Origin of the sequence: Mesorhizobium sp. KR1-2 (assembly GCF_040045035.1) — a bacterium.
Taxonomy (GTDB): domain Bacteria; phylum Pseudomonadota; class Alphaproteobacteria; order Rhizobiales; family Rhizobiaceae; genus Pseudaminobacter.
This window is the reverse complement of sequence record NZ_JBDZDS010000009.1, coordinates 218,668-244,098: the sequence shown is the minus strand read 5'-3', so window position 1 is coordinate 244,098 and position 25,431 is coordinate 218,668. Positions and strand designations below refer to the sequence as shown.

Below are 25,431 nucleotides of genomic sequence, written 5' to 3'. Positions count from 1 at the left end.
GCTGCCGCCTGCGCCGACAAGCTGGCCTTGTGGTGGATGAGAGCGAACGGCATTGCGGGATCGAGAGCAGCCCTTGCTGCCGCCCTTCGACGCTTATCGTGGTCCGTGTAAGCCGGTCAGTCCTTGGGCGCCACGCATGCTCCGTCGCGGAACAGCGCCCACTCCTCGCAGACCCGCCCGTCGGGCATCTGGCAGACGCCAGATTGGTTGCCAGCCGCGTCCGACCGGATTTCCGACCGCCCACCGATCTCGCCGCAATGGACGGAGGCCGGATTGGCCATGGCGACGATCTCGGCGCGCGGCTTCAGTGGCGAGCAGGCCGCCGGGGCAGCCGCAGCCAGTGCGGCAAGAACGCCAAGCTTCAGCGGGATGATCGACATCGTTCTTCGCTTCCGGAGCATTCCATGGCGACCTCGCCATAAGCAAAAAAGCCCGGGACATGCCCGGGCTTTCTTTGTTTCTCAGCTGTCGAGGAAGCTTCTCAGCTTGCGCGAGCGGCTCGGATGCTTGAGCTTGCGCAGCGCCTTGGCCTCGATCTGGCGGATACGCTCGCGCGTGACCGAGAACTGCTGGCCGACCTCTTCGAGCGTGTGGTCGGTGTTCATGCCGATGCCGAAGCGCATGCGCAGCACGCGCTCCTCGCGCGGGGTCAGCGAGGCCAGCACGCGCGTGGTCGTCTCGCGCAGATTGGCCTGGATCGCCGCGTCGATCGGCAGGATCGCCATCTTGTCCTCGATGAAGTCGCCGAGGTGCGAATCCTCCTCGTCGCCCACCGGCGTTTCGAGCGAGATCGGCTCCTTGGCGATCTTCAGCACCTTGCGCACCTTCTCCAGCGGCATGGCCAGCTTCTCGGCCAGTTCCTCCGGCGTCGGCTCGCGGCCGATCTCGTGCAGCATCTGGCGCGAGGTGCGGACGATCTTGTTGATCGTCTCGATCATGTGCACCGGGATGCGGATGGTGCGGGCCTGGTCGGCGATCGAACGGGTGATCGCCTGCCGGATCCACCAGGTGGCGTAGGTCGAGAACTTGTAGCCACGACGGTACTCGAACTTGTCCACCGCCTTCATCAGGCCGATGTTGCCTTCCTGGATGAGGTCCAGGAACTGCAGGCCGCGGTTCGTGTACTTCTTGGCGATGGAGATCACGAGGCGCAGGTTGGCCTCCACCATCTCCTTCTTGGCGATGGCCGCTTCGCGCTCGCCCTTCTGCACCTGGTTCACGATCTTGCGGAACTCGGCGATGGAAATCGCGGTCTCGGTGGCGAGATTCTGGATTTCCGAGCGAATGTCGCGGATCGTGTCCTTCTCGTTCTTGGTGAACTCCTTCCAGCCGCGGCTGGTCAGGTTGCCGATGCTCTTGGTCCAGTTCGGGTCGAGCTCCGAGCCCTGGTACTCCCTCAGGAACTCGTCGCGGCGCACGCCATAGCTTTCGGCCAGGCGCAACAGCTTGCCTTCGTTCTGCACCAGGCGCTTGTTGATGTCGTAGAGCTGCTCGACCAGCGCCTCGATGCGGGCGTTGTTGAGCGACAGCGACTTCACGGCCTTGATGAGCTGGTCCTTCAGCTCCTTCAGGCGGCGGTCCTGGCTGGGCGACAGCGTGCCGGCGGCAGCCAGGCGGTTTTCCACCTGCTGGTCCTGCAGCTTGCGCAGCTTCTTGTAGGTGTCGGCGATGACGTCGAGGGTTTCCATGACCTGCGGACGCAGCTCGGCTTCCATGGCCGCCAGCGACAGGTTGGTCTCGTCCTCGTCTTCCTCGTCCTCTTCCGGACGGATCTCGCCGCCGACATTGGTGATGTCGTCTTCATCGCTGCGCGAAGCGCGGCGCGGCTTGCTGTCCTCCGGCGTCTTCGGCCGCTCGAGTTCCTCGCGGTCGAGTACCGGCGCCTGCTTGCCCTCGGGGCCGGCATAGGTGGCTTCGAGGTCGATGATCTCGCGCAGCAGGATCTTGGCTTCGTTGAGCTCGTCGCGCCAGATGATGATGGCCTGGAAGGTCAGCGGGCTTTCGCACAGGCCGGCGATCATGGTCTCGCGGCCAGCTTCGATGCGCTTGGCGATGGCGATTTCGCCTTCGCGCGACAGAAGCTCGACCGAACCCATCTCGCGCAGATACATGCGCACCGGATCGTCCGTGCGGTCCGTCGGTTCCTTCTTGGTGACGGTCGCAACCGCGGTGCCGGTCTGCTCGGCCAACTCGTTGGCGTCGTCCTCGGCATCTGCCGCGGCGCCCTCGCCTTCCTCGCCGGCCTCGTCGTCCTCGACCACGTTGATGCCCATGTCCGAAAGCATGGCCATCGTGTCCTCGATCTGCTCGGAGGTCACTTCCTCCGAAGGCAGCACCGAGTTCAGCTCGTCCATGGTCACATAGCCGCGCTTCTTCGCGGCCTTGATCATTTTCTTGACAGCATCATCGGAAAGGTCGAGCAAAGGGCCATCGGCGGCGCCTTCGCGTTCGTTCTCGACCTCTTCCTTTTCCTTTATCGCCATTCTTTTGCTTTCTCCAAGCGACCGGGTAATGCGGGGGCTTCAGACTCCCGGACCGGGTATACAAACCACCTGCGCTGACTTGCGTCTGTTCATGCCGTTAGCAGCGTGTGAGTTACGTCTTGATTAACCCTAATATCTGGGGCGGCTTGCGCACGCCGTCCAGATCAGCATTCCATCCTGCCAAATGTCGGGCGCGGGCCGCGCCGCGTCCACAATTCGAATCGTTCTGATTCCGTCAATCAGACCGAAGGTCAAGCGCCTCTCGCATGATTCGCGCCAAAAAAGCGAATCAATTGCGAATCATCCACTCAAACGACACGCCCCAGCCTCACGCCTATTAGCCGCGATCGACACGTCCCGACGATATACCGAAGCCTTCGATCAGCGCTTCGGTCGCTTGCACGTCGCGAAACTGTGCCTGGATGTCCACCAGATGACGATAGTTCTCGTCGGTGGGATCGGTTGCCAGAGCCGCCTCTGCTACTTTCAGCTCCTTATGTAGAGTGCGAGCGCTGCGGTGCAAGTGCAGCACCTGGCCGAAGGCGTCGCGGGCATCCTCGATCGCCGCGTCCTCCAGCGCCGGCCACTGCCGCGCCTTGCGCACCAGCGCGGTGGCCCGCTGCCAGATCTCGCCCAGGCCCGCCTGTTCGATATGGGCGATCACCGCCCCGCGCTCCTCGGCATCGTGCGCCACCGCGTCGATGAGCGCCGAGTGCAGCAAGCGCAGGTCCTGATCGGTCAGATCCAGATCCTCGACATGGTCGAAATGCTCGTCGACCAGCACAGGGTGGTTGATCAGCGACACCACGAGGGCCGCCTCGCGCAGCGGCATGATGCCGCCTGCCCGCTTCACCATGGCCGAACGCGCCAGGCTCTCCGACACCGCCAGCCGCCCCGCCGCGGCGCCGGGCCGGCCGCCGCCGCGCTGGTCGCCGAAGCGCTTGCCCCCGCCGCCCTGCTTCTGTGACCGCGCCCGCTGTGAGCCGAAAAAATTCAGCACGCGGTCGCGCATCTCCTGCGCGTAGTGATAGCGGACGCTCTCGTCCTTGATGCGGCTGGTAAGCTCCCGCAGCGTCTTTTCCAGCTCCGCGCGGCGCTCGGGCGTGTCGAACACGCCGCCGGAGGTTTCGCGCATCCACAAAAGGTCGGCCAGCGGACGCGCCTCTGACAGCACTGCCTTGAACGCGTCCGGCCCCTCCGCCTTGACCAGGTCGTCGGGGTCCTTGCCTTCCGGCAGCAGCGCGAAGCGCGCCGTGTGCCCCGCCTGCACCATCGGCAGCACCAGATCGGCGGCGCGCCAGGCGGCCTTCAGGCCGGCCTTGTCGCCGTCGAAGCACAGCACCGGCTCGCCCGACATGCGCCACAGCAGCTCGAGCTGATTCTCGGTCAACGCCGTACCAAGCGGCGCCACGACATTGTCGAAGCCCGCCTGCGCCAGCGCGATCACGTCCATATAGCCCTCGACCGCGATCACCGTGCCCTCGCGGCCCATACCCTTGCGGGCGCGGGCGAAATTGTAGAGCACGTTGCCCTTGTGGAAGAGTTCGGTGTCGGGCGAATTCAGATACTTGGCCGAGACGTCCGGCGACAGCGCGCGCCCGCCGAAGGCGATCACCTTGCCGCGCGCATCCTCGATCGGAAACATGACGCGGTCACGAAAACGGTCATAGGAGACGGGGATGTCGGGACCCGACACCACCAGCCCGCACGCCTCGATCTGCGCCCGCTCAACGCCCTTGGAAGCCAGAAACTCCTTCAGCGCGTTGCGGCTTTCGGGCGCGTAGCCCAGGCCGAATTTCTGCTGCGTCACCGAGGTCAGACCGCGGTCGCGCAGATAGGCGCGCGCCCTGGCGCCGTCGGCCGCCTGCAGCCGGTCCTGGAAGAATTTTGCCGCCATCTCCATGACATCATGCAGCGAGGCGCGCTCGCGCTCGCGCCGCTCCTCCACCACGTCGCGCGCCGGCATCGGCACGCCCGCCATGTCGGCGATGCGCTCCACCGCTTCGGGGAAGCTCAGCCCATCGAGTTCGGTCAAAAACTTGAAATGATCGCCCGAAACGCCACAGCCGAAGCAATGATAGCGCCCCTTGCGGTCCTCGCAGTGGAAGCTCGGCGACTTCTCGCCATGGAACGGGCAGCAGGCCCAGAAATCGCCGCGTGGCGCATTGGTCTTGCGCCGATCCCAGGTGACGCGCGTGCCGATCACGGCCGAAATCGGCACGCGGTCGCGTATCTCGTCGAGGAAGGAAGGCTGGAAGCGCATGGAACAGGCTCACTTTCGCCCCCATATACACACGACCACCGCGCGATACGACTCCCGGTGGGGAGAATGCCCGCTTTTCACAGGCCTACGCTCCATTTCCGACACTTTGCGTCGGCCTGGAATGTACTGGCGCTGTGGACGAAAAATATTATCCGGCTAATCTATAGACCAGACACAAAATGACCCTGATTCGCGAAGACAGCCACCACCGCATGCACCCTCTGCCGGCATCATTGGCCGGTCGCTTCGGGGGCCTGTCGTCATGAGCGGCTCGGTAGTCCTCCTGCATCTGGCCGGGGCGGTGGCGCTGCTGCTCTACGCCACGCGCATGGTGCGCACCGGCGTCGAGCGCGCCTATGGCGACGTGCTGCGCCAGAGACTGCGTGCCACCATGCGCAACCCGCTGATGGCGGTCATCCTCGGCACCGGCCTTGCCATCGCCCTCCAAAGCTCCACGGCGGTCACGTTGCTGGTAGGCTCCTTTGCCGGTGCTGGCATCGTCAGCGGCATGGCCGGCCAGCTCGCCGTGCGCGGAGCTGAGATCGGCTCTGCGCTGGTGGTCAAGGTCTTGTCCTTCGACCTGTCGCTGCTGGTTCCCGTGTGCCTTGCCGCCGGCACCGGAATTTTTCTTTCAACGGAACGGCGCGAATGGCGCCAGCTCGGCCGCATCCTCGTCGGCATCGGCCTTCTGCTGCTGTCGCTCGAAATGATCGGCCAGGCCTCCGAGCCTCTACGCGACAGCAAGCTCTTGCCGGTCATCATCGACTATTTCTCCACCGACCCGGTGACCGCCTATCTGCTGGCGGCCCTGATCACCTGGCTGTTCCATTCCAGCATCGCCGGCGTGCTGCTGGTGGTCCAGCTCGCCGGGCGCGGGCTGATCCCGCCGGAGCTCGGCATCGTGCTGGTGCTGGGCGTCAATCTCGGCAGTTCCATCATCGCGCCGCTGCTGACACGCGGCGCCGCCCCCGAAGTCCGCGTGGTGCCCATCGGCAACCTTCTGATGCGCGGGCTGGGGTCGCTGGTGATGCTTGTCCTGTTCCTGACCTTCAAGCCCTCGCCCGCCCTCATCGGCGCGACGGTGCCCGACCAGATCATCAACGCGCACATCCTCTTCAACGTCATCGTGCTCCTGGCGGGCCTTCCCTGCTCGCCGCTGGTCTACCGCGCCTCGCAGCGCATCGTGGCCGCCCTCACGCCGACGAAACCGGCCGAGTCGCTGGAGACCATCGAACTCAGCGCCCTCAACGAGGCCGACCTCGGCACGCCCAGCCAGGCTCTGGCCAGCGCCACCCGCGAGGTGGTGCGCGTGTGCGAGACCGTCGAGATCATGCTGAAGAGCATCATCGAGCTCTACGAAAGCGCCGACGCCGACAGGATCAAGGCGCTCGCCGCCCTCGACGACCGCGTCGACAGCAAGACGGCCGCGATAAAACTCTATCTCGCCAAGGCGACGATCCAGCAGATGACCGAGAACGAGGCGCTGCGCTGCCAGGAACTGCTCGGCGCCTGCGTCAAGCTCGAGCAGGTCGGCGACATCATCGTGCGCAACATGCTGGTCCACGTTCAGAAGAAGGCACAGCGCAAGCTGGAGTTCACGCCGGAGGGCTGGCGCGAACTCTCCGCCTTCCATGCCACCGTGCTTGCCAATGCCCGGCTTGCCTTCAACGTGCTGATCTCGCGCGATCCCGACTCCGCGCGCCAGCTCGTGGTCGAAAAGGACCGCCTGCGCGATTTCGAGAAGGCGACCAGCAACAGCCATTTCGAGCGCCTGCGCGAGGGCGCGGCCAAGAGCGTCGAGACGAGCTCGATCCATCTCGACACCGTCCGCGACCTCAAGCAGATCAACTCGCTGCTGACCTCAATGGTCTATCCGGTGCTGGAGGAACAGGGTCTGCTGCGCGGAACGCGGCTCCGGGCAAGCTGAGCCCATCCCGCGCCTTTCAAAGATCGATGCGGAAGCGCACGCTTTCGGCCCGTCCATAGGCCGGATCTTCCACGAAGCGCCCCATCAGCACCCCGCCATTGGCGAGGATGACCTTGTGCGAGATGATGTTGTGGGGTAGGGCGGTGATCTGGACGTACTGCAGCCCCCGCGCCCGTGCGTCCTCCAGCATCAGCGCCAGCGCCTGCGTGGCATAGCCGCGGCCACGCTTCCAGGGCACCACCGCATAACTGATATGGCCAAGCGCATGCGAGGGCAGCGCAGACGTACCCTCCTGCCAGCGGAAGCCGATCGAGCCGGCCACTTCACCGTCCCAGATGAAGCGGCGATAGCCCGGCAGACGCGGCACCTTCGCGCCGTCCGGCAGGGTCAGCGGCGGGCCCTTGGCTTCGGGGTCGTCCAGACTTTCAAGGAAAGCGGCCGGGTCGGCCTCAATCGCCGCCAGATGCTCGCGCGCAGTGAATTCGGGCCGCACATTGTCCGGCGACCAGCCGCGCTGCAGCGCATCCACATAGGACGGCAGATGCTCCAGCGCTGGCTTTACGATCTGAATCGTCATGGCTTCACGCAGAACTGTCCGGTGGTGGTGTCGAGACGGACCGGCGTCCGCCCTATTGCAGCGACGCCTTCACGATAGCACCTGCCTTGCCGAAGTCCATCTGGCCGGTGAAGCGCTCCTTGAGCAGGTTCATCACCCGGCCCATGTCGCGCAGGCCTTCCGCGCCTGTCTCGGCGATCGCGTCGGCCACGGCCTGCTTCACCGCGCCCTCTTCCATCTGCTTGGGCAGATACTCGCGGATGATCCCGATTTCCTCGCGCTCCTGCGCGGCCAGTTCCGGCCGGCCGCCATCCTCGAACGCCTTGGCCGACTCCTCGCGCTGCTTGACCATCTTGGCCAGGATCTGCCTGATGTCGTCGTCGCTCACCGGGTCCTTGCCGGCGCCGCGATTGGAGATGTCGCGGTCCTGGATGGCCGCGTTGACCAGCCGCAGCGTCGAGATGCGAAGCTTGTCCTGCGCCTTCAGCGCGTTTTTCAGGGCCTGGGCAATGGTCTCGCGCATGGCGACAACTCCTTGGGGATTGGCGCCGACAATAGACCACGATCCCGCAGGCGGGAACTGGTTTTCTATGGCCGCACCGACAGATGGCTTGATCCCGATTCCCTCGGGAAGGGCACCCCGTCTAGAGCATCGGACCGAAAAGGGGAATCCGGTTTTCGGATAATCCGATGCTCAAACGATGCCCGCCGGCCGGGAAGGCAAAACCGTCCACCGGCCCGGCTTCCGCGCCATATTGCACTGCGAAATTTTTGGCCGCCGCGGCCCGCGCGCAGATTGACCCTGCGCGAGCCTTCCCCTATTGTCCGTGCCTTGCATGGACTTGTTTTTGGGTGATGCACGGGGGTTTGCGAGCGACGCGGGGCCCCGTGTTTTTTGCTGCGCCTTTGGCCCTGCCGGCCTCTACAGGGCGCCGCACGAGCCGCGCCGGCCTGCCCGCTGACGAAGCCGACCGCGACAAATTGGATATGGAGTAGCTGACATGGCCACGAACACCGCCCCCTGGGCAACCGAAGTGCCGACCGCAGTGCTGGTTCTGGCCGACGGAACGGTGATCGAAGGCCGAGGCCTCGGCGCCACCGGCTCAGCCGTCGCCGAAGTCTGCTTCAACACCGCGCTCACCGGCTACCAGGAGATCCTCACCGATCCGTCCTATGCCGGCCAGATCGTCACCTTCACCTTCCCGCACATCGGCAACATCGGCACCAATGACGAGGACGCCGAAGACCTGAACCCCGCCGCCCGCAACGGCGCGGTCGGGGCGGTGTTCAAGGCCGATGTCACCCACCCGTCGAACTACCGCGCCTCGGGCGACCTCGACGAGTGGCTGAAGCGGCGCGGCGTCATCGCCATCTCCGGCATCGACACCCGCGCGCTCACCGCGCTGATCCGCCAGAAGGGCGCGCCCAACGCCGTCATCGCGCATTCGCCCGACGGCAAGTTCGATCTCGACGATCTCAAGGCCCGCGCCGCCGGCTGGCCCGGCCTGGTCGGCCTCGACCTCGCCAAGGAGGTCACGTCCGGCCAGTCCTCGGTCTGGCGCGAGACGCCGTGGGTCTGGAACGAGGGTTTTGGCGAGCAGGACGCGCCGACCATGCACGTGGTCGCGGTCGACTACGGCGTCAAGCGCAGCATCCTGCGCCTCATCGCCGGCCTGGGCGCCAAGGTCACGGTGGTGCCGGCCAAGACCAGCGCCGACGACATCCTGGCCATGAAGCCGGACGGCATCTTCCTCTCCAACGGCCCCGGCGACCCGGCCGCGACCGGCGAATATGCCGTGCCGGTCATCCGGGAACTGCTCAAGACCGACATTCCCGTCTTCGGCATCTGCCTCGGCCACCAGATGTTGGCGCTGGCCGTTGGCGGCAAGACCGAGAAGATGCATCAGGGCCACCACGGCGCCAACCACCCGGTCAAGGACCACACCACTGGCAAGGTCGAGATCGTGTCGATGAACCATGGCTTCGCGGTCGACTCCAAGTCGCTGCCGGAAGGCGTTGAAGAGACTCACGTTTCGCTGTTCGACGGCTCGAATTGCGGCATCGCGCTGACCGGCAAGCCGGTGTTCTCGGTGCAGCACCACCCCGAGGCCTCGCCCGGCCCGCAGGATTCGCACTACCTGTTCCGCCGCTTCGCCGATTTCGTCCGCGCACGCCAGGCCGAGCCGGCGCTGGCGGGGCAGTGAGCCGCCCCGACTGATCGAATGCTTCGAGGAGCCGCCTTCGGGCGGCTTTTCTTTTGTTTGCGGGATCCTGTTCGTAGCGTCTTGCAGCGTCCAAGGGGTGGTATCGGCTCCCCTTTTTCGCCCGCCATCTCACGGCGAATTGCTGAACGTGTCGCAATCCTGCAGCTTGCCGCTGTCGAAACCGCGCTTGAACCATTTCATGCGCTGTGCCGAGGTGCCGTGGTTGAAGGTCTCGGGCACGACATAGCCCTGCGAACGCCGTTGCAGCGTGTCGTCGCCGATCTGCTTGGCGGCGTTCAGCGCCTCTTCCAGGTCGCCCTTCTCCAGCAATCCCTTCTGCCCCGTATAGTGCCCCCATATGCCGGCGAAGCAGTCGGCCTGGAGCTCGACGCGCACCGACATGGCGTTGGACTGCTCCTCATCCATCGACTGCCGCATCTGGTTGACCTTGGGCAGGATGCCGAGCAGGTTCTGCACATGGTGGCCGACCTCGTGCGCCAGCACATAGGCTTGCGCGAAATCGCCCGAAGCCCCGAACTGGCGGCTGAGCTGGTCGTAGAAAGCCAGGTCGATATAGACCTTATGGTCGTCAGGACAGTAGAACGGTCCGGACGCCGCCGAGGCGAAGCCGCAGCCCGAGCGCGTCTGCCCGGTGAACAGCACCAGCTTCGGCTCCTCATATTTCCAGCCATGTGCCTGGAAGATGCCGCTCCAGGTGTCTTCCGTCTCGGCTAGCACCGTGGCGACGAACTGCTTCATCTCGTCGTTGGATTGCGGCGCGTTGCGGCTGATCTGGGTGCCGCCCGGCCCCATCCCGCCGCCACCGTCGAGAACCTCCATCGGATCGATCCCGACAGCCCTGAGCCCGAAGAACAGCACCACAAGGATGATGATGCCCGAAAGAGAGAGACCGCCGCCGGCGCCGCCGACCGGGAAGCGGAAGCCGCCGCCCGGTCCCATGCCGCCGCCGAAGCCGCCCTGGTCGCGCTCGTCCTCGACATTGTCGCTTTGTCGACGGCCTCTCCAGAGCATGATGCCAGCCTTATTTGTTCAGATCCGGCCGCGCTCGCTGCCACAGGCCGTCACATCAATCCGGAGTCTACTCCAACGGTTGCATCGGGTCACACGGTTTTGACGGCAGCGGCCCGCCCCACCCCGCATCGGCACGCAGTGGCAGCGACGGCCCGGGCTTCCGGCCAAGCCGCAAAGCGGGTAATCTGCCGCCGGGTTTTCCGAAAAAAGCGTTTCAGACGAGGCTTGGCCATGACCACCGAACGAGACGTCGCCCGGCATTACAGCCACGGCGCGCTCGAACGCGCCATACTGGACGCGCTGCGCAGTGCCGGAAAGGACATCGACAGGCTTCAGCCGTCCGACCTTTCCGCCGCCGACGAATTCCACCTCGGCTGGCTAGCGGCAACAGCCGAGCTCGCCAACGACCTGGCGCTTTCTCCGGGCATGCGGCTCCTGGATGTCGGCTCCGGCATCGGCGGCCCGGCCCGCTATTTCGCCGAGCATCATGCCGCAAGCGTCATCGGCGTCGATCTCACCGCGGAATATGTGAGCGTTGCCACCGCGTTGACGGCGCGCTGCGGGCTCGCCGACCGCGCTTCGTTCGTCCAGGCAAGCGCGCTTTCCCTCCCCTTCGGGGATGGGGCCTTCGAGCGCGCAACCCTCATCCATGTCGGCATGAACATCGCCGACAAGGCCGGCGCGCTGCGCGAGATCCATCGCGTCCTGGCAAAGGACGGCGTCTTCGCCGTCTACGACATCATGCATATGGATGGCGGCGAACTGCCCTACCCCATGCCCTGGGCGGAAACGACCGCGACCAGCTTTGTCGAAACGCCCGACGCCTATCGGCGATTGCTGGAGGACGCCGGCTTTGCCATCGAAGCCGAAAGGAACCGGCGCGACATGGCGCTCGAGCTCGGCCGCCAGATGCGCGAGGACGCGGCCAGGAACGGTATCCCGCCGCTCGGCCTGCACACGCTGATGGGCCCGGCGACACCGCAGCGGATCGGCAATGTCATGACGGCGCTTTCCGCCGGGACGATAGCCCCGATCCAGATGCTGGCGCGGAAACGCTGAATCTAGCGTCCGACCACCAATTTATCCTCCTGCCAGCCACAATTCAGCGGCATTGAAGCTGCTGGATCGCACGAATGGCCCTGTACAGTTCGCCGCCTCCAGTCGCGCGGTGCTGGCGGCATTCCAGCCCGCAACATCGAGCCTGGGCGACCGTGCTGCCTGCGGTCAACGCTCCCTCTCGTGCTCGCCTACATCTCGAAGCCACCCGTTGCCTCAAAAAAATCGACTCTTCGGTTCTTGCTTCCTCCTTGATCGTGCCTAGGTTTTGTTGCTAATGATTTTCAATTGCGAATAAGCGAAAAAGTCAAAACATGGACCTATCCAGCCAAACCGCTACTGAAACAGTCGAAGGGTGGCGCCAACCTAGAGGCGAAGCATCTCTCTCAGATGTCCACCGCTCCATTACAGTTAGAACCACCGGCCCGACCTGGCGTCGGGCCGCTGCTTTTATAGGGCCCGGCTATCTCGTCGCCGTCGGCTACATGGACCCCGGCAACTGGGCCACCTCGCTCGCCGGCGGCTCGAAATTCGGCTACACGCTGCTCGTCGTTGCGCTGATTTCCAACATCATGGCGGTCGTGCTGCAGGCGCTGTGCGCCCGGCTCGCCATCGGCTCGGGCCGCGACCTCGCCCAGGCCTGCCGCGACGCCTATGGCAAGCAGGTCTCCTATGTCCTGTGGATCATGGCCGAGGTCGCCATCATCGCCACCGACCTTGCCGAGGTCATCGGCACGGCCATCGGCCTCAACCTCATCTTCGGCATCCCGCTGGAACTGGGCGTCGTCATCACCGCGCTCGACGTGTTCCTGATCCTCTATCTGCAAAAGCTTGGCTTCCGCTGGGTCGAGGCCCTGATCATCGCGCTTCTTGCTGTCATCGCGGCCTGCTTTGCCATCCAGATCGCCCTGGCCGATCCAGATTGGGGCGGCGTGATCCGCGGCTTTGCCCCCACCACCGAGATCGTAACCAATCCGGACATGCTCTACATCGCGCTCGGCATCATCGGCGCGACGGTCATGCCGCACAATCTCTACCTGCATTCAGGCATCGTGCAGACCCGCGCCTACGGCGAGAGCATGGAGCACAAGCGCGAGGCGCTGAGATTCGCCACCTGGGACTCCACCATCGCGCTGACCTTCGCCCTGGTCATCAACGCCTCGATCCTGATCCTGGCCGCGGCCACCTTCAACAAGGTCGGCCAGACCAATGTCGAGGACATCGCCGAGGCGCATGCCCTGCTTGCCCCGCTGCTTGGCCTGTCGATCGCCCCGGTGCTGTTCGGCATCGCGCTGATCTGCTGCGGCATCAATTCCAGCGTCACGGCGACGCTGGCCGGCCAGATCGTCATGGAGGGCTTTATCCAGATCAAGCTGGCGCCCTGGCTGCGCCGGCTCATCACCCGCGCCATCGCCATCGTGCCGGCCGCCGCCGTCACCATCTGGTACGGCGAAGGCGGCACGGCGAAGCTCCTGATCCTCAGCCAGGTGGTGCTCAGCCTGCAGCTGTCTTTCGCGGTGTTCCCGCTGGTCTTCTTCACGGCCAGCAAGACCAAGATGGGCGCGCTGGTGGCGCCGCGCTGGCTCACCGCCCTCGCCATGGTCATCGCCGTGGTGATCGCGGTGCTGAACCTCAAGCTGATCTACGACTTCGTGGCCAGCTGACCGATCGTGCGGCGCGAGCCTGTCTCGCGCCGCGCACTCTCCCGCCGCTTCCGGCTCAGGAAGCCGCCCGCCAGCGGCGCCCGCGCACGAAATCCTTGAAGTCGTTGGCGCTCATCGGGCGTGCGAAGGCGTAGCCCTGCAGCATGTCGCAGCCCAGGTCGCGCAGGATGCGGGCATGCTCCATCGTCTCCACACCCTCAGCGACGACCTCGATGTCGAGCGACTTGCCGATTTCGATGATGGACTGGACAAGGCTGCGCTGGGCGGGCGACGAAACGATCGGCATGACGAGCTGCCGGTCGATCTTGAGCCGCCGCGGCTGGAGCTTGAGCAGGCTCACGATCGAGGCGTATCCGGTCCCGAAATCGTCGATCTCGATATCGATGCCGAGTTCCTTGATGCGCGCCGCATTCGTCACGACGCTCTCGTCGTGCTCATCGAGGAAGATGGACTCGACGAGTTCGAACGACACGGTGCCCGGGCGGATGTTGAGCTCGCCAAGGCTGCTCATCAGCTCCTCGTCCTGCAGGCGCCGGGCCGAGACGTTGACCGAAATTCGCGGCACGCCCAGGCCCATCAGATGCCATTGTTCGAGATGGTTGAGCGCCTCCGCGAGGATCATCTGGTCGATCGTCGCGACCACGTTCAGTTCCTCGGCGATCTTCAGGAAGACGTCCGGCGAGAGTATCCCCGCGGTCGGATGGTCCCAGCGCGCAAGCGCCTCCACACCCACGATATCCAGCGTGCGCGCATCGAACTGCGGCTGGTAGTAGGCCAGGAATTCGCGACGCTCGAGCCCGCTCAATATCTCGTCAGCCGTTCGCTTCGTGCTGATGATCTCCGCCTGCAGGTCCTCGGTGAAGAACTCGAACCTGTTCCGCCCCCGGCTCTTGGCGCGATAGAGCGCAATGTCGGCGTTCACCATAAGCTGCCGCGGGTCGAAGTCCTTGCCGGAATCCGTGGCGATGCCGATGCTGACGCCGAAGCGGCACTCATGCCCCTCATAGGAAACCGGCTGCCGCATCTGGGTGATGATGCGGTCGGCCAGCGCGGCCAGCTGCCCACCCTTGCATCCCACATGACAGACCACCACGAATTCGTCGCCCCCGAAGCGCGCGACGAAGTCGTCCGCGCGCACATTCACAGTCAGCACCTGTGCAGCATGGATCAACATGGCATCGCCGGCGGCGTGGCCCAGCGTGTCGTTGATCTGCTTGAACCGGTCCAGATCGACATGAAGCAGCGCAATCTCGTCCCAATCGCGATCGAATGCGGCGATGCGATCCAGCGTCTCGTCGAGATAGCGCCGGTTCGGCAGGCCGGTGAGAGGGTCGTGCAGCGCGATGTGCTCGATGCGCGCCTTTGCCGTTTCCAGCTGGGCGTATCGCGTCTCGGCCAGGTTCTTTGCCCTTTCGAGATCCGTATTGAGCTCGACGTCGGACGTCACGTCCCATTCGGCGCCCACCATCTTGGGAGAAGCGCTATTCCGGTCGAAAATGGCGGCTCGCGCCCGGATATGGCGGATCTCGCCGTTTGGAAGCACCACGCGATACTGCGAAACATAGCGCTCACCCGTTGCAAGCGCCCGCGCATAATCATGCTCGGCTTGCGCCCGATCACCCGGATGGACGGCGCCGTACCAATCCTCGAAGCCGCGCGGCGTACCGTCGTTCTCCAGCCCGAATAGTTCATGGAGCCGATCGTCCCAGGAGGCCTCGTTTGTGTTCAGGTCGAGCTCCCACACGCCGATCTGCGAGGCGTCGAGCGCCATTTCGAGGCGGCGCGAAAGCCGCTGCAACTGGCCCTCGCTGCGTTCGAGCTCATGGAAATGCGTCTGCCGTTCGTGCACCAGCCGGCCGCCGATCAGGATCGGGATCACCACCAGGGCGCCCGCGATGGCGACAAGCCCTCGCAGCAGCCACGCGTCGCGCGGCGTCCTCTCCCAGCCGGACTTCGGCACGGCGGCGATCTGCCAGGCCCCCGAAGGCACCATGACGTCGGCGGTTACCGGGCTGTCGTCGAGAAGCTTTTCACTGCCGAAGAAGAGCCTGCCGTCGCCTCCGAGCGCGTCCTTCCCGACCAGGGTCACGTCGATACGCAGATCGGGGTCGTACAGCCCGCTGTCCCGATAGAGCCGGTCGGTGTCGACGAGGGCCGAAACGATGCCCCAGAACTGCTGCTTGCCCTGCCGATCGGTGAGGAACACGGGAAAGCGCGCTATGAAGGCCCTTCCGCCCTGAACCAGATCGACTGGCCCGGCCAGCACCATCTGGCCGGTCAGACGCGCCCGCGACGCGGCTTCGCGCTGCGCCTCATTGTTCCTGTAGTTCAGGCCGATCGCCCGCTCGTTACCCTCCAGCGGATAGACGAGCGAAACGATCAGGTTCGGGGCAGCAGCGATGCTCCGTAACTGGGAGTCCTCGCGAAATATGTTTGCGCCAAGCTCGGAAAAGCGCGCCTGGGTCATATTCGGCTCGGTCGTCACAGTGGCGACAAGGCCGCGCACCAGCTGGATATTGCCGTTGATATTGCCTTCGAGCTTCGCGCGCAAAAGACTGACCTGAGCAGATACGTCGGCACGCAGCGACTGCTCGAAAAGAACCCTGTTCTGATAGTCGGCATAAAAGCCAAATATCGCCACCACCACCAGCGCGATTGCCGCCGGCAAGTTCGTCCACGACAGCACTACACTTCGCAACCTTTTGAATTTGAATCTCAAATTCAAGCCGCCCCCGACCCGACTGACACACACGTCAGCTCCCGATTAGGCCACGGTAATACAGAGTGCTTAACTTTGGCTTTCTTGGCAGGGTTCGAAATTCATCTAATTGGCAAGGTCGCTTGAAAGAAAATCCTCGCGCGCTCGCCGCCGAAATGCCGAACCCGGGCCCGTTTTTGGACCCTCAGACCGCCTACCTCCCCTCAAGCCTCGGCGAGACGGCGCGACCTCAGCCCCGCCACCAGCACCCCGACGGCCGCCAGCGGAAACAGCGCCGCCACGAGGCCGAGATCGGACGGCGTGGCGAATTCCAGCACGCGCCCGCCGATCACCGTGCCGAAGGCGATGCCGAAATAGAGCGCCGAGGCGTTCAGCGACAGCGTCAGATGCGCCACCTCGGGAGCATATCCGACGATGCGGCTCGCCTGCGCCGGCGGGAAGGCCCAGCCGATGACGCCCCACGGCATGATGCCGATCAGCATCGGCCCGGCGATGTGCGACCGCGCGAATTTCAGCGTCACGACGATGGTGAGACAGATCATCATCGTAAAGAGCAGCGACAGCACCACCACCCGCGTCGCGCCGATGCGGTCGGCGAGATAGCCGCTCGACAGGTTGCCGATCACAGCGCCGGCGCCGAAGGCCAGCAGCATGCCTGGCAGCGCCAGGCTGGGCAGCCCCGCCCCCTCGATCGCCAGCGGCGCGATATAGGAGATGACGACGAAACCGCCGGTCTCGCTGCGCCGCGAAGACCTTGACAAGCTCTTCCCGTGCCTGCTCGATTCGGTCGTGGCCTCGGCCGAGGATCTGCCCCTGCCGGTCGAGCTGGAAGACTGACAGCGTCCGCACCGGACAAGAAATTGAATTCCATGAATGTCGGGATCGCGGCTTGCCGTGCGTCCTCGGTCCATCAGCGGCCTCAAGCCAATTCGGGAGACACATCATGAGAACCATCAATGCCACAGTCTTCGTCAGCCTCGATGGCGTCATGCAGGCGCCCGGAGGCCCGCAAGAAGACCCCACCGGCGGCTTCCAGCATGAAGGCTGGGCGGCGCCCCATTTCGACGAGGCAGTGGGCGGCGTCATGGGCAAGCTGTTCGAGCGACCCTTCGACCTGCTTCTAGGCCGGCGCACCTATGACATCTTCGCCGCCCATTGGCCCTATGCGAAGGACGATCCGATCGGCCCGCTGTTCGATGGCGTGACCAAATTTGTCGCCACCCACGAGCCTGAGAGCCTCACCTGGCAGAACACCACATGGCTCGGCGAGGACGTCCCCGCGTCATTGCGCGCGCTGAAGCGGAGCGACGGGCCGGACCTCCTCATCCAGGGTTCCAGCCAGCTCATCCAGCAGCTGCTGGCGCACGACCTCATCGACCGCTTCCAGCTGATCGTCATGCCGACAGTGCTCGGCAGCGGCAAGAAGCTGTTCGGGTCCGGCACCTTGCCGGCGGCGCTCAAGCTGACCGACAGCCTGATCACTCCGAAAGGCGTCATCGTCGCGTCCTACGAGCGCGACGGCGAGGTCGAGACCGGCGACTTCGGGCTGGAAAATCCGAGCGAGGCGGAACTGGAACGCCGGCGCGGACTGGCGGAGATGGAGAGGAAGCTGAAGTCGGCGTGAGCTCAATTCCCGGCCCATTCCTGACAAGCATTTCGCCCTTCTCCGCCGCCATTGCCCGGGAGAAGACCTTCGCCACGTATATTGAGGCCGGTAGCCAGAAGCTAATAGTCTATTGAATGGGGGCGCAGGTTATGGAGTCGCGATTGTTGGACTCTGCCGCCGAGATCCGCGGATCTAAGTGCAGTGTGAGCCGCCAGCTTAAGCAAGCATCGTTTTGGCTTAGAGCAGCCCGAACGACCTATAGGCATCATCGTTGTAGAACCCGAGCCCTCCGCCCAACGGGAGATTGTTGTGACTGAACTGGCCGATGGCGTCCTGAATTGCCTTCTGATTGAAAGGGATGTGGATGACGCTAGCCGCGCCGTTGTCTATCCTGGTCCGCAGCGCCTCGGGCCACAGCGATCTCAGGGCGTTGGGGACCCGAATGACAGACTGACCCGGGTACGTAGCAATAATGGGGATGCGACAGGTGTCCACCGCGTAGGCGATCTCATAGGGCACGAAGTCCATATCGAACCTAGTCCGCTGGCCGATAATGAGGACCATGTTCTTTGAATTATCGAGTCTCGCCCTCAGGCTCCGTTTGATCGTCGCTGCCTGACTTGTGTCCCGCACTGCGGCCACTTTCTCGTGGCTGTTCACCAGCTTGAATTCGATCTTGTCATTGGCGTGCCACATCATCAGCGCGCGGTAGTACTTGATGTCTGAAGCGGTAGGGTCAGGGTTGCCTTCTGCGTGGAACGCAATGTAGGTGCCGTTGCGATAGGCCATTAGCGCTTCATCCAATCTCGCCTGATTTCGCGGATATCGAGTTGTTCAAAGCATCCCTCAGGCACCACAATAGTCACTTGCTTGGGCAGACTGTCTTTTCGCCCAAAGTCCACCAAAGCTAGTGTGATAAGCCTGAGCAGGTGTTGCGGTTCTATGTTGACGCAGGAAAGGCCGTTGCCGATCAGCGGCAGCGCAAGAGGCTCGCCGTTGCCATAATTCTTTACTGATTCAAGCGCGCCCTTCATCGCGCACCAAAGCATGGGCACCGTTGATGCAGCCTTGTGCGTTATGAGGTCGGTTCGGGACATAGCCACGAGGAACGCCTTCTGTGACCCGTTAGCTACGACGGCCGTGGTGCCAATCTTGTAGGAGTGCGCTGGCAAGTTCACCCTGGCAGTGTGTGTGTTAGGCACGCCGGCCAGCGCTGCTGTCACTGCGTCTCGAAATCGCGTCTCGTCACCGTGAAATACGTTAGTGATGAACTGCCCGTGTACTGTGGTCTTTGCAACCACTTGTCCAAGACGGCCGTCGAAGAACTCATTAACGCCAATCAGCCAGTCCGACCTCTCTTCAAAGAGGTTACCGAACTTGATTGTGATGTAGCTGTCTGTGGTCGGAACCTGAAATTTCACCTTTCGCTGTTCGTAGGAGTAGGCGACAAACCACACAGCCCCTACGAGCAGGACGCCGCCCAAGTAAACGTCTCCGTTGGCGGTCAGCCAATCGTCTGCCGAACTGGAGACGCGAGTCACTATTTCAGTGACTAGCCAGATCGCTCCGGCCACACCAAAGGCCTGCGTCAGTCCGGCTCTCCAGCGTCGTTGAAACCCGACAGTTAAAGATTTGATGAGATGATTCGCCATGTCGACTGCCAGATTGGCCGGTACTGTATTTTGCTTCAATGGATTGTGGCGGCACATCCACAAGGATCGTCAGAAGTGGTGAAATTCGAAACCACGAACGACTTGAATCGTTGCTGACTTCCCAGACCCTATGCCCGTGGAAATCGGATAGGTGGCATTCCCACGATAACGGCAGCTATGCCGTAATTTCGCAACGAAGCCGCCGTTGTACTAACAGCTTACTCTAATCGTTCAGCTCGGCATTTCGAACGTCGTAGTAGGGTCGCAGCTGCTTCCCATGCCGACCGGCAAGCAAGAATGCGCCTGCGTCGCCATGCGTCCTGCAAACGCCGAACGGCCGAAGCAGAGCTGCGATCGAGGCCCCCTCCCCGCCCGCATGGCTGCCATGCCGAAAAGTCGCAAAGATTCACGCATATTTGGGGTTACAAGCGCGGCGGCATTTGCCTATAAGGCGCCCTTAGCCTGACAACAGACTCTGCACCCCCACCGGCCGGGCATTTCCCGCGCCGGGGTTTTGCGCAGAGCCAACGACGAACGGACCCGACCATGCCAAAACGCACCGACATCAAGTCCATCCTGATCATCGGCGCCGGTCCCATCGTTATCGGCCAGGCCTGCGAATTCGACTACTCCGGCACCCAGGCCTGCAAGGCGCTCCGAGAGGAAGGGTTCCGCGTGATCCTGGTCAACTCCAACCCGGCCACGATCATGACCGACCCGGAGTTGGCCGACGCGACCTACATCGAGCCGATCACCCCCGAGGTCGTCGCCAAGATCATCGCCAAGGAGCGCCCGGATGCGCTTCTGCCCACCATGGGCGGCCAGACCGCGCTCAACACCGCGCTGTCGCTGCGCCGCATGGGCGTGCTGGAGCGCTACAATGTCGAGATGATCGGCGCCGACGCCCATGCCATCGACAAGGCCGAGGACCGCGCGCTCTTCCGCGAGGCCATGGCCAAGATCGGCCTGGAGACGCCGAAGTCGATGCTCGCCAACGCCACCGACGTGAAGGACGCCGACCGCAAGAAGCATGAGGCCGAGCGCGCCGCGCTCAAGGCATCGGGCGCCTCCGACACCGAGCTCGACGCGCTCGAAACGAGCTGGAACCTCGGCGAAGGCGACCGCAAGCAGCGCTACATCAACCATGGCATGGCGATTGCCGTCCAGGCGCTCGACCATGTCGGCCTGCCCGCCATCATCCGCCCGTCCTTCACCATGGGCGGCACCGGCGGCGGCATCGCCTTCAACCGCCAGGAATTCTTCGAGATCGTGCAGTCGGGCCTCGACGCCTCGCCGACCACCGAAGTGCTCATCGAGGAAAGCGTGCTGGGCTGGAAGGAGTATGAGATGGAGGTCGTCCGCGACAAGGCGGACAACTGCATCATCGTCTGCTCCATCGAGAACATCGACCCGATGGGCGTGCACACCGGCGATTCCATCACCGTGGCACCCGCGCTGACGCTGACCGACAAGGAATACCAGATGATGCGCAACGCCTCGATCGCGGTGCTGCGCGAGATCGGCGTCGAGACCGGCGGCTCCAACGTCCAGTTCGCCGTCAACCCCGACGACGGCCGCCTCGTCGTCATCGAGATGAACCCGCGCGTGTCGCGCTCCTCCGCGCTCGCCTCCAAGGCCACCGGCTTCCCCATCGCCAAGATCGCCGCGAAACTCGCCGTCGGCTATACGCTCGACGAGCTGGAAAACGATATCACCGGCGGCGCGACCCCGGCCTCCTTCGAGCCGACCATCGACTACGTCGTCACCAAGATCCCGCGCTTCGCCTTCGAAAAATTCCCCGGCGCCGAGCCGACGCTGACCACCGCCATGAAGTCGGTGGGCGAGGTCATGGCGATCGGCCGCACCTTCCAGGAAAGCTTGCAGAAGGCCCTGCGCGGCCTCGAAACCGGCCTCACCGGCCTCGACGAGATCGAGATCCCCGGCATCAGCCATGGCGACGACAAGAACGCCATCCGCGCCGCCCTCGGCACGCCGACGCCCGATCGGCTCCGCATGGTCGCCCAGGCCATCCGCATGGGCACCTCGCTCGAAGACGTGCACGCCATGTGCAAGATCGACCCGTGGTTCCTGGAGCAGATCGCCGGCATCATCGCCATGGAAGAGCGCATCCGCGAGCACGGCCTGCCGGAAGACGCGGTGAACCTGCGCATGCTCAAGGCCATGGGTTTTTCCGACGCGCGCCTTGCCTCGCTCACCGGAAAGACCGCCAAGGCGGTCGCGCAGCTGCGTAATTCGCTCGGCGTCCACCCGGTCTACAAGCGCATCGACACCTGCGCGGCCGAGTTCGCCTCCCCCACCGCCTATATGTACTCCACCTATGAGGTGCCGTTTGCCGGCCAGCCTGCCAACGAGGCCGGCGTCAGCGACCGGAAGAAGGTGGTGATCCTCGGCGGCGGCCCGAACCGCATCGGCCAGGGCATCGAGTTCGACTATTGCTGCTGCCATGCCTGCTTCGCGCTGGCCGAGGCCGGCTACGAATCCATCATGATCAACTGCAACCCGGAGACGGTCTCGACCGACTACGACACCTCCGACCGGCTCTATTTCGAGCCGCTGACGGCGGAAGACGTGATCGAGATCCTGAAGATGGAGCAGAGCCGCGGCGAGCTCGTCGGCGTCATCGTGCAGTTCGGCGGCCAGACCCCGCTGAAGCTGGCCGAAGCGCTGGAGAAGAACGGCATCCCGATCCTCGGCACCTCGCCCGACGCGATCGACCTGGCCGAAGACCGCGACCGCTTCCAGAAGCTGCTGCAGAAGCTCGACCTCACCCAGCCCAAGAACGGCATCGCCTACTCGGTGGAGCAGGCGCGCACCGTGGCCGGCGAGCTCGGCTTCCCGCTGGTGGTGCGCCCGTCCTACGTGCTGGGCGGCCGCGCCATGCAGATCATCCACGACGAGAGCATGCTGCAGACCTACCTGCTCGACATCGTGCCCGGCCTGGTGCCCGAGGACATCAAGCAGAAATATCCGAACGACAAGACCGGCCAGATCAACACGCTGCTGGGCAAAAACCCGCTGCTGTTCGACACCTACCTCACCGACGCCATCGAGGTGGACGTGGACTGCCTGTGCGACGGCTCGGAGGTCTTCGTCTCCGGCATCATGGAGCACATCGAGGAAGCCGGCATCCATTCGGGCGATAGCGCCTGCTCGCTGCCGGTCCACTCGCTGCCCGCCGAGATCGTCGAGGAACTGGAGCGCCAGACAGCAGCTCTCGCCCGCGCGCTAAAAGTCGGCGGCCTGATGAACGTGCAATACGCCATCAAGGACGGCACCATCTATGTGCTGGAGGTGAACCCGCGCGCCAGCCGCACCGTGCCTTTCGTCGCCAAGACCGTGGGCAAGCCGATCGCCAAGGTCGCGGCCCGCATCATGGCCGGCGAGACACTCGACGCCGCCTTCGCCAATTACGGCGCAAAACCCGACGCGCGCACGCCCGGCCACATCGCGGTCAAGGAAGCGGTGTTCCCGTTTGCGCGCTTCCCGGGCGTCGACATCCTGCTCGGACCCGAAATGCGCTCCACGGGCGAGGTCATGGGTCTCGACCGCGACTATGCGCTGGCCTTCGCCAAGGCCCAGCTCGGCGCGGGCGTCGACCTGCCGCGCTCGGGCACGCTGTTCGTCTCGGTGCGCGACGACGACAAGCAGGGCGTGCTCGCACCCGTCAAGCGCCTGGCCGGCCTCGGCTTCAAGGTGCTGGCCACCGGCGGCACCCAGCGTTTCCTGGCCGAAAACGGCATCGAGGCGGAAAAGATCAACAAGGTGCTGGAAGGTCGCCCGCATATCGAAGACGCCATCCGCAACCGCCAGGTGCAGATCGTATTCAACACGACCGACGGCCAGAAGGCGGTGTCGGACTCGAAATCGCTGCGCCGCGCGACCCTGATGCAGAAGGTGCCGTACTACACCACGCTGTCGGGCATGGGCGCGGTGGCCGAAGCCATCGCCGCGCTGAAGGCGGGCAGCCTGGAGGTCAGGCCGCTGCAGGAGTATTCTAATTAGATTTGCAAGAAGATTAATTGGCACGCCATAGCCATTACACACAAAGTAGACAAAGGTGGGAGGATACCAAATGGGGGATCAGCTTAGCATTCGCAGGCTCATAGATCGTGCCACGAGTGGCGATATTAGAATTCCGGCATTCCAGCGAGATTTTGTCTGGGAACCTGAGCAGGTTTCATTCTTGCTTGACAGCATATATAAGGGATTCCCCATAGGGACTGTCATTCTTTGGCGTACAGACACAAGACTAATCACCGAAAAGAATCTTGGTTCTTTTCAGCTTCCAGAGCCAGCAAAAGATTATCCCGTAAATTATGTATTGGACGGACAGCAAAGATTAACTAGTCTATTCAGCACATTTCAAAATGAACTAAAACCAATCAGCAGTGACTGGATAGACATCTATTTTGATGTATATGCAAAAGAGAATATACAAGAATCATTATTCATGGCGCTGGAAGACGGAGAAGTCGACCCCAATCGACATTTTCCGGTCAAAACGATATTTGACCCGCCTTCCTACCGGAAAGCTATGCTGCAGTTTCCAGACGAAATACTGGATCGCATAGATAATATGGCATCACGCTTTCGTGAATACTTAATTCAGAACGAAACGTTTGAATCGAGCGATCGAAATGCAGTTGCAATCGTATTTGAACGCATTAATCGATCCGGAACAGAACTTAACGTCTTTGAACTACTTTCTGCGTGGAGCTGGTCAGAAGACTTTGATTTGGTCGAAAAGTTTGGGGAACTACAAACCAAAATCGCATCGCATGGTTACGACGATCTGATCGTAGATAAAGATCTTCAGCTGAGAATATGCGCAGGCGTGATCACAGGGGAAACTACGCCAAGCAAAATTCTTGACTTACAAGGCGCTGATATCCGTGGCCGATTTGTTGAGATCGAGAATGGCATTCTGGGTGCAATCGATTTCCTAAAAAAGCAGCTACATATTACACACTTCAAGCTTCTCCCATTCCCTGGCATATTGGTACCTCTAAGCTGCTATTTTGCGACAACTTCGGCAGATGGCGTAAGCTACAATGACAGGCAAAGAAGCATTCTAGAGAGGTGGTTCTGGCGCTCAGTCCTCGGTCGTCGCTTCTCGTCAGATGTGAATGAAAGACAAGCGACAGACATATCCGAGATGATTGCCCTTAAGAACGATCCGAACTACGAATTTAAACAGCCAAAGGCTGAAATTCGAGTGGATTTCCGGAGCGGGAATTTTTCATCGGGAACAGCGAACTCTAAGACGCTGATAATTATGTTAAATAGGAATGACCCTCGTTCCTTCATCAGCGGGGCGCGGGTTGATACCGATTTGGTCCTGAAGAAAGGAAGTAAGCACGAATATCATCACATCTTCCCTCAGGCGCACCTAGAGCGCAAAGGATTGGATAAACGTGAAATAAATGTGCTTTCAAATATTTGTTTTTTAACGAGATCTGACAATAACAATATAAAAGATAAAGCGCCAAATTTGTATATAAACGAAATACCCAATGAACAGCGCCCTGAATATCTTGACCGGGCACTTTGCCCCAAGGATACTGCGGACCTTGATTATGATATTTTTATCAATAAGCGAACAGAGATGCTGGCGCAGTATGCAACAACGCTAATGGCATAGCGTACTTCTATCGCTGTCCACCATATTTTTTGACCGCCAATTGGAATGATCCTCGGGTTAAGCCCGAGGACGGCGAAGGCGCCGAGTTTTTCGGCAATGGCGACATCCCTTGGGCCGATCACGTTGCCCGGATGTCGCGATGAGGGCCACACCTGGGCGCCGGCACGGAAGCCTCCAACGCGAATAGAATCCACCACGCCTTTGGCGCAAGCCGTTGATTTTCCGGTCATCAGCACCGCCAATAATGCTTTTTCATCCCCCACGTTCACGCCTCCCTCATAATCCTCCCCCATCGGCCTCACGGGAACACGGGTCATGAACCGGATGCACGTGGAGGCAGGCGATTGTCCGGGCTGGTGGCGCTACGGTGGCGCTGCTGGGTGATGAGCCCCCAAGCCCGGGCCTTGGCGGCGGCTGGCCACGCGAATGTGGAGGCGACTGAGCGGGGGCAAGAGCATCGAACGGGCGGTCGAAGGGCCGCAGATAAAACTTAGATGAGCGCGTCCGACGACCGCCCGTCTTCCCAGGTTCTTTGAAATGGCCAGACGGTGAAAACCGGGCGTGGCGATGAATAGGCGCGTTCTTCGAGACGACGCTTCGCGCCTCC

General features: G+C 62.7%; 17 protein-coding genes and 1 pseudogene. 7 read left to right on the top strand and 11 right to left on the bottom strand.

Going from position 1 to position 25,431, the window contains the following annotated elements:
* Nucleotides 1-116 precede the first annotated feature (116 nt).
* The 3 genes from ABLE85_RS18570 to dnaG all read right to left on the bottom strand — a co-directional run bounded on the left by ABLE85_RS18570 (nucleotide 117) and on the right by dnaG (nucleotide 4,746).
* Nucleotides 117-380 carry a DUF333 domain-containing protein gene (locus ABLE85_RS18570; protein WP_348794188.1) on the bottom strand — a complete coding sequence of 88 codons (264 nt, stop codon included), beginning with the start codon at nucleotides 378-380 and terminating at the stop codon, nucleotides 117-119.
* Between the two features lie 81 nt (nucleotides 381-461).
* Nucleotides 462-2,483: an RNA polymerase sigma factor RpoD gene (gene rpoD, locus ABLE85_RS18565; RefSeq protein ID WP_348794187.1), complete on the bottom strand. Its 2,022-nt coding sequence runs from the start codon at nucleotides 2,481-2,483 to the stop codon at nucleotides 462-464.
* 337 nt (nucleotides 2,484-2,820) lie between these two features.
* Entirely contained in the window at nucleotides 2,821-4,746 is a 1,926-nt protein-coding gene (gene dnaG, locus ABLE85_RS18560; RefSeq protein ID WP_348794186.1) for a DNA primase, read from the bottom strand.
* A 262-nt stretch (nucleotides 4,747-5,008) separates the two neighbouring features.
* Here dnaG and ABLE85_RS18555 point away from each other — a divergent pair, with 262 nt between their 5' ends.
* Nucleotides 5,009-6,673 carry a Na/Pi cotransporter family protein gene (locus tag ABLE85_RS18555; protein WP_348794185.1) on the top strand — a complete coding sequence of 555 codons (1,665 nt, stop codon included), beginning with the start codon at nucleotides 5,009-5,011 and terminating at the stop codon, nucleotides 6,671-6,673.
* Between the two features lie 16 nt (nucleotides 6,674-6,689).
* Here the strand turns inward: ABLE85_RS18555 and ABLE85_RS18550 are convergent, their stop codons facing one another.
* Together ABLE85_RS18550 and ABLE85_RS18545 are read right to left on the bottom strand one after the other, a co-directional pair.
* Entirely contained in the window at nucleotides 6,690-7,250 is a 561-nt protein-coding gene (locus tag ABLE85_RS18550; RefSeq protein ID WP_348794184.1) for a GNAT family N-acetyltransferase, read from the bottom strand.
* 52 nt (nucleotides 7,251-7,302) lie between these two features.
* Nucleotides 7,303-7,752: a GatB/YqeY domain-containing protein gene (locus tag ABLE85_RS18545; RefSeq protein WP_348794183.1), complete on the bottom strand. Its 450-nt coding sequence runs from the start codon at nucleotides 7,750-7,752 to the stop codon at nucleotides 7,303-7,305.
* Between the two features lie 478 nt (nucleotides 7,753-8,230).
* On the opposite strand from ABLE85_RS18545, the gene carA reads away from it, so the two are divergent.
* Nucleotides 8,231-9,433 (top strand): glutamine-hydrolyzing carbamoyl-phosphate synthase small subunit, encoded by a 1,203-nt coding sequence (carA, locus tag ABLE85_RS18540; RefSeq protein WP_348794182.1) that lies wholly within the window; start codon nucleotides 8,231-8,233, stop codon nucleotides 9,431-9,433.
* A 129-nt stretch (nucleotides 9,434-9,562) separates the two neighbouring features.
* Here carA and ABLE85_RS18535 read toward each other — a convergent pair whose 3' ends face one another.
* Complete coding sequence (locus ABLE85_RS18535; RefSeq protein WP_348794181.1) at nucleotides 9,563-10,465, bottom strand: neutral zinc metallopeptidase; 903 nt, start codon at nucleotides 10,463-10,465, stop codon at nucleotides 9,563-9,565.
* 231 nt (nucleotides 10,466-10,696) lie between these two features.
* On the opposite strand from ABLE85_RS18535, the gene ABLE85_RS18530 reads away from it, so the two are divergent.
* Nucleotides 10,697-11,524, top strand: a complete 828-nt coding sequence (locus ABLE85_RS18530; protein ID WP_348794180.1) for a class I SAM-dependent methyltransferase — start codon at nucleotides 10,697-10,699, stop codon at nucleotides 11,522-11,524.
* 311 nt (nucleotides 11,525-11,835) lie between these two features.
* A complete protein-coding gene (locus ABLE85_RS18525) occupies nucleotides 11,836-13,185 on the top strand; it encodes an Nramp family divalent metal transporter (protein ID WP_348794179.1) in 1,350 nt (449 codons plus the stop codon).
* Nucleotides 13,186-13,240: 55 nt separating this feature from the next.
* Here the strand turns inward: ABLE85_RS18525 and ABLE85_RS18520 are convergent, their stop codons facing one another.
* Together ABLE85_RS18520 and ABLE85_RS18515 are read right to left on the bottom strand one after the other, a co-directional pair.
* A complete protein-coding gene (locus tag ABLE85_RS18520; RefSeq protein WP_348794178.1) occupies nucleotides 13,241-15,871 on the bottom strand; it encodes an EAL domain-containing protein in 2,631 nt (876 codons plus the stop codon).
* 236 nt (nucleotides 15,872-16,107) lie between these two features.
* Nucleotides 16,108-16,638 (bottom strand): annotated as a pseudogene (locus ABLE85_RS18515) (MFS transporter); the annotation flags it as partial.
* 209 nt (nucleotides 16,639-16,847) lie between these two features.
* On the opposite strand from ABLE85_RS18515, the gene ABLE85_RS18510 reads away from it, so the two are divergent.
* Nucleotides 16,848-17,528, top strand: a complete 681-nt coding sequence (locus ABLE85_RS18510) for a dihydrofolate reductase family protein (RefSeq protein WP_348794177.1) — start codon at nucleotides 16,848-16,850, stop codon at nucleotides 17,526-17,528.
* A gap of 219 nt (nucleotides 17,529-17,747) precedes the next feature.
* On the opposite strand, the gene ABLE85_RS18505 is transcribed toward ABLE85_RS18510, so the two are convergent.
* Both ABLE85_RS18505 and ABLE85_RS18500 read right to left on the bottom strand, forming a co-directional pair.
* Nucleotides 17,748-18,299 carry a TIR domain-containing protein gene (locus ABLE85_RS18505; RefSeq protein WP_348794176.1) on the bottom strand — a complete coding sequence of 184 codons (552 nt, stop codon included), beginning with the start codon at nucleotides 18,297-18,299 and terminating at the stop codon, nucleotides 17,748-17,750.
* Nucleotides 18,299-19,162, bottom strand: a complete 864-nt coding sequence (locus ABLE85_RS18500; protein WP_348794175.1) for a macro domain-containing protein — start codon at nucleotides 19,160-19,162, stop codon at nucleotides 18,299-18,301. Before ABLE85_RS18500 ends, ABLE85_RS18505 begins: the two co-directional genes overlap by 1 nt.
* Before the next feature lie 546 nt (nucleotides 19,163-19,708).
* Here ABLE85_RS18500 and carB point away from each other — a divergent pair.
* Together carB and ABLE85_RS18490 are read left to right on the top strand one after the other, a co-directional pair.
* Nucleotides 19,709-23,185, top strand: a complete 3,477-nt coding sequence (gene carB, locus ABLE85_RS18495) for a carbamoyl-phosphate synthase large subunit (protein ID WP_348794174.1) — start codon at nucleotides 19,709-19,711, stop codon at nucleotides 23,183-23,185.
* A 70-nt stretch (nucleotides 23,186-23,255) separates the two neighbouring features.
* Nucleotides 23,256-24,824, top strand: coding sequence for a DUF262 domain-containing protein (locus ABLE85_RS18490; RefSeq protein ID WP_348794173.1), 1,569 nt, complete (start codon nucleotides 23,256-23,258; stop codon nucleotides 24,822-24,824).
* On the opposite strand, the gene ABLE85_RS18485 is transcribed toward ABLE85_RS18490, so the two are convergent.
* On the bottom strand, nucleotides 24,758-25,093 hold the full coding sequence (locus ABLE85_RS18485) for a hypothetical protein (protein WP_348794172.1): 336 nt from the start codon (nucleotides 25,091-25,093) through the stop codon (nucleotides 24,758-24,760). The two genes, ABLE85_RS18490 and ABLE85_RS18485, sit on opposite strands and share 67 nt — an antisense overlap.
* Nucleotides 25,094-25,431 lie beyond the last annotated feature (338 nt).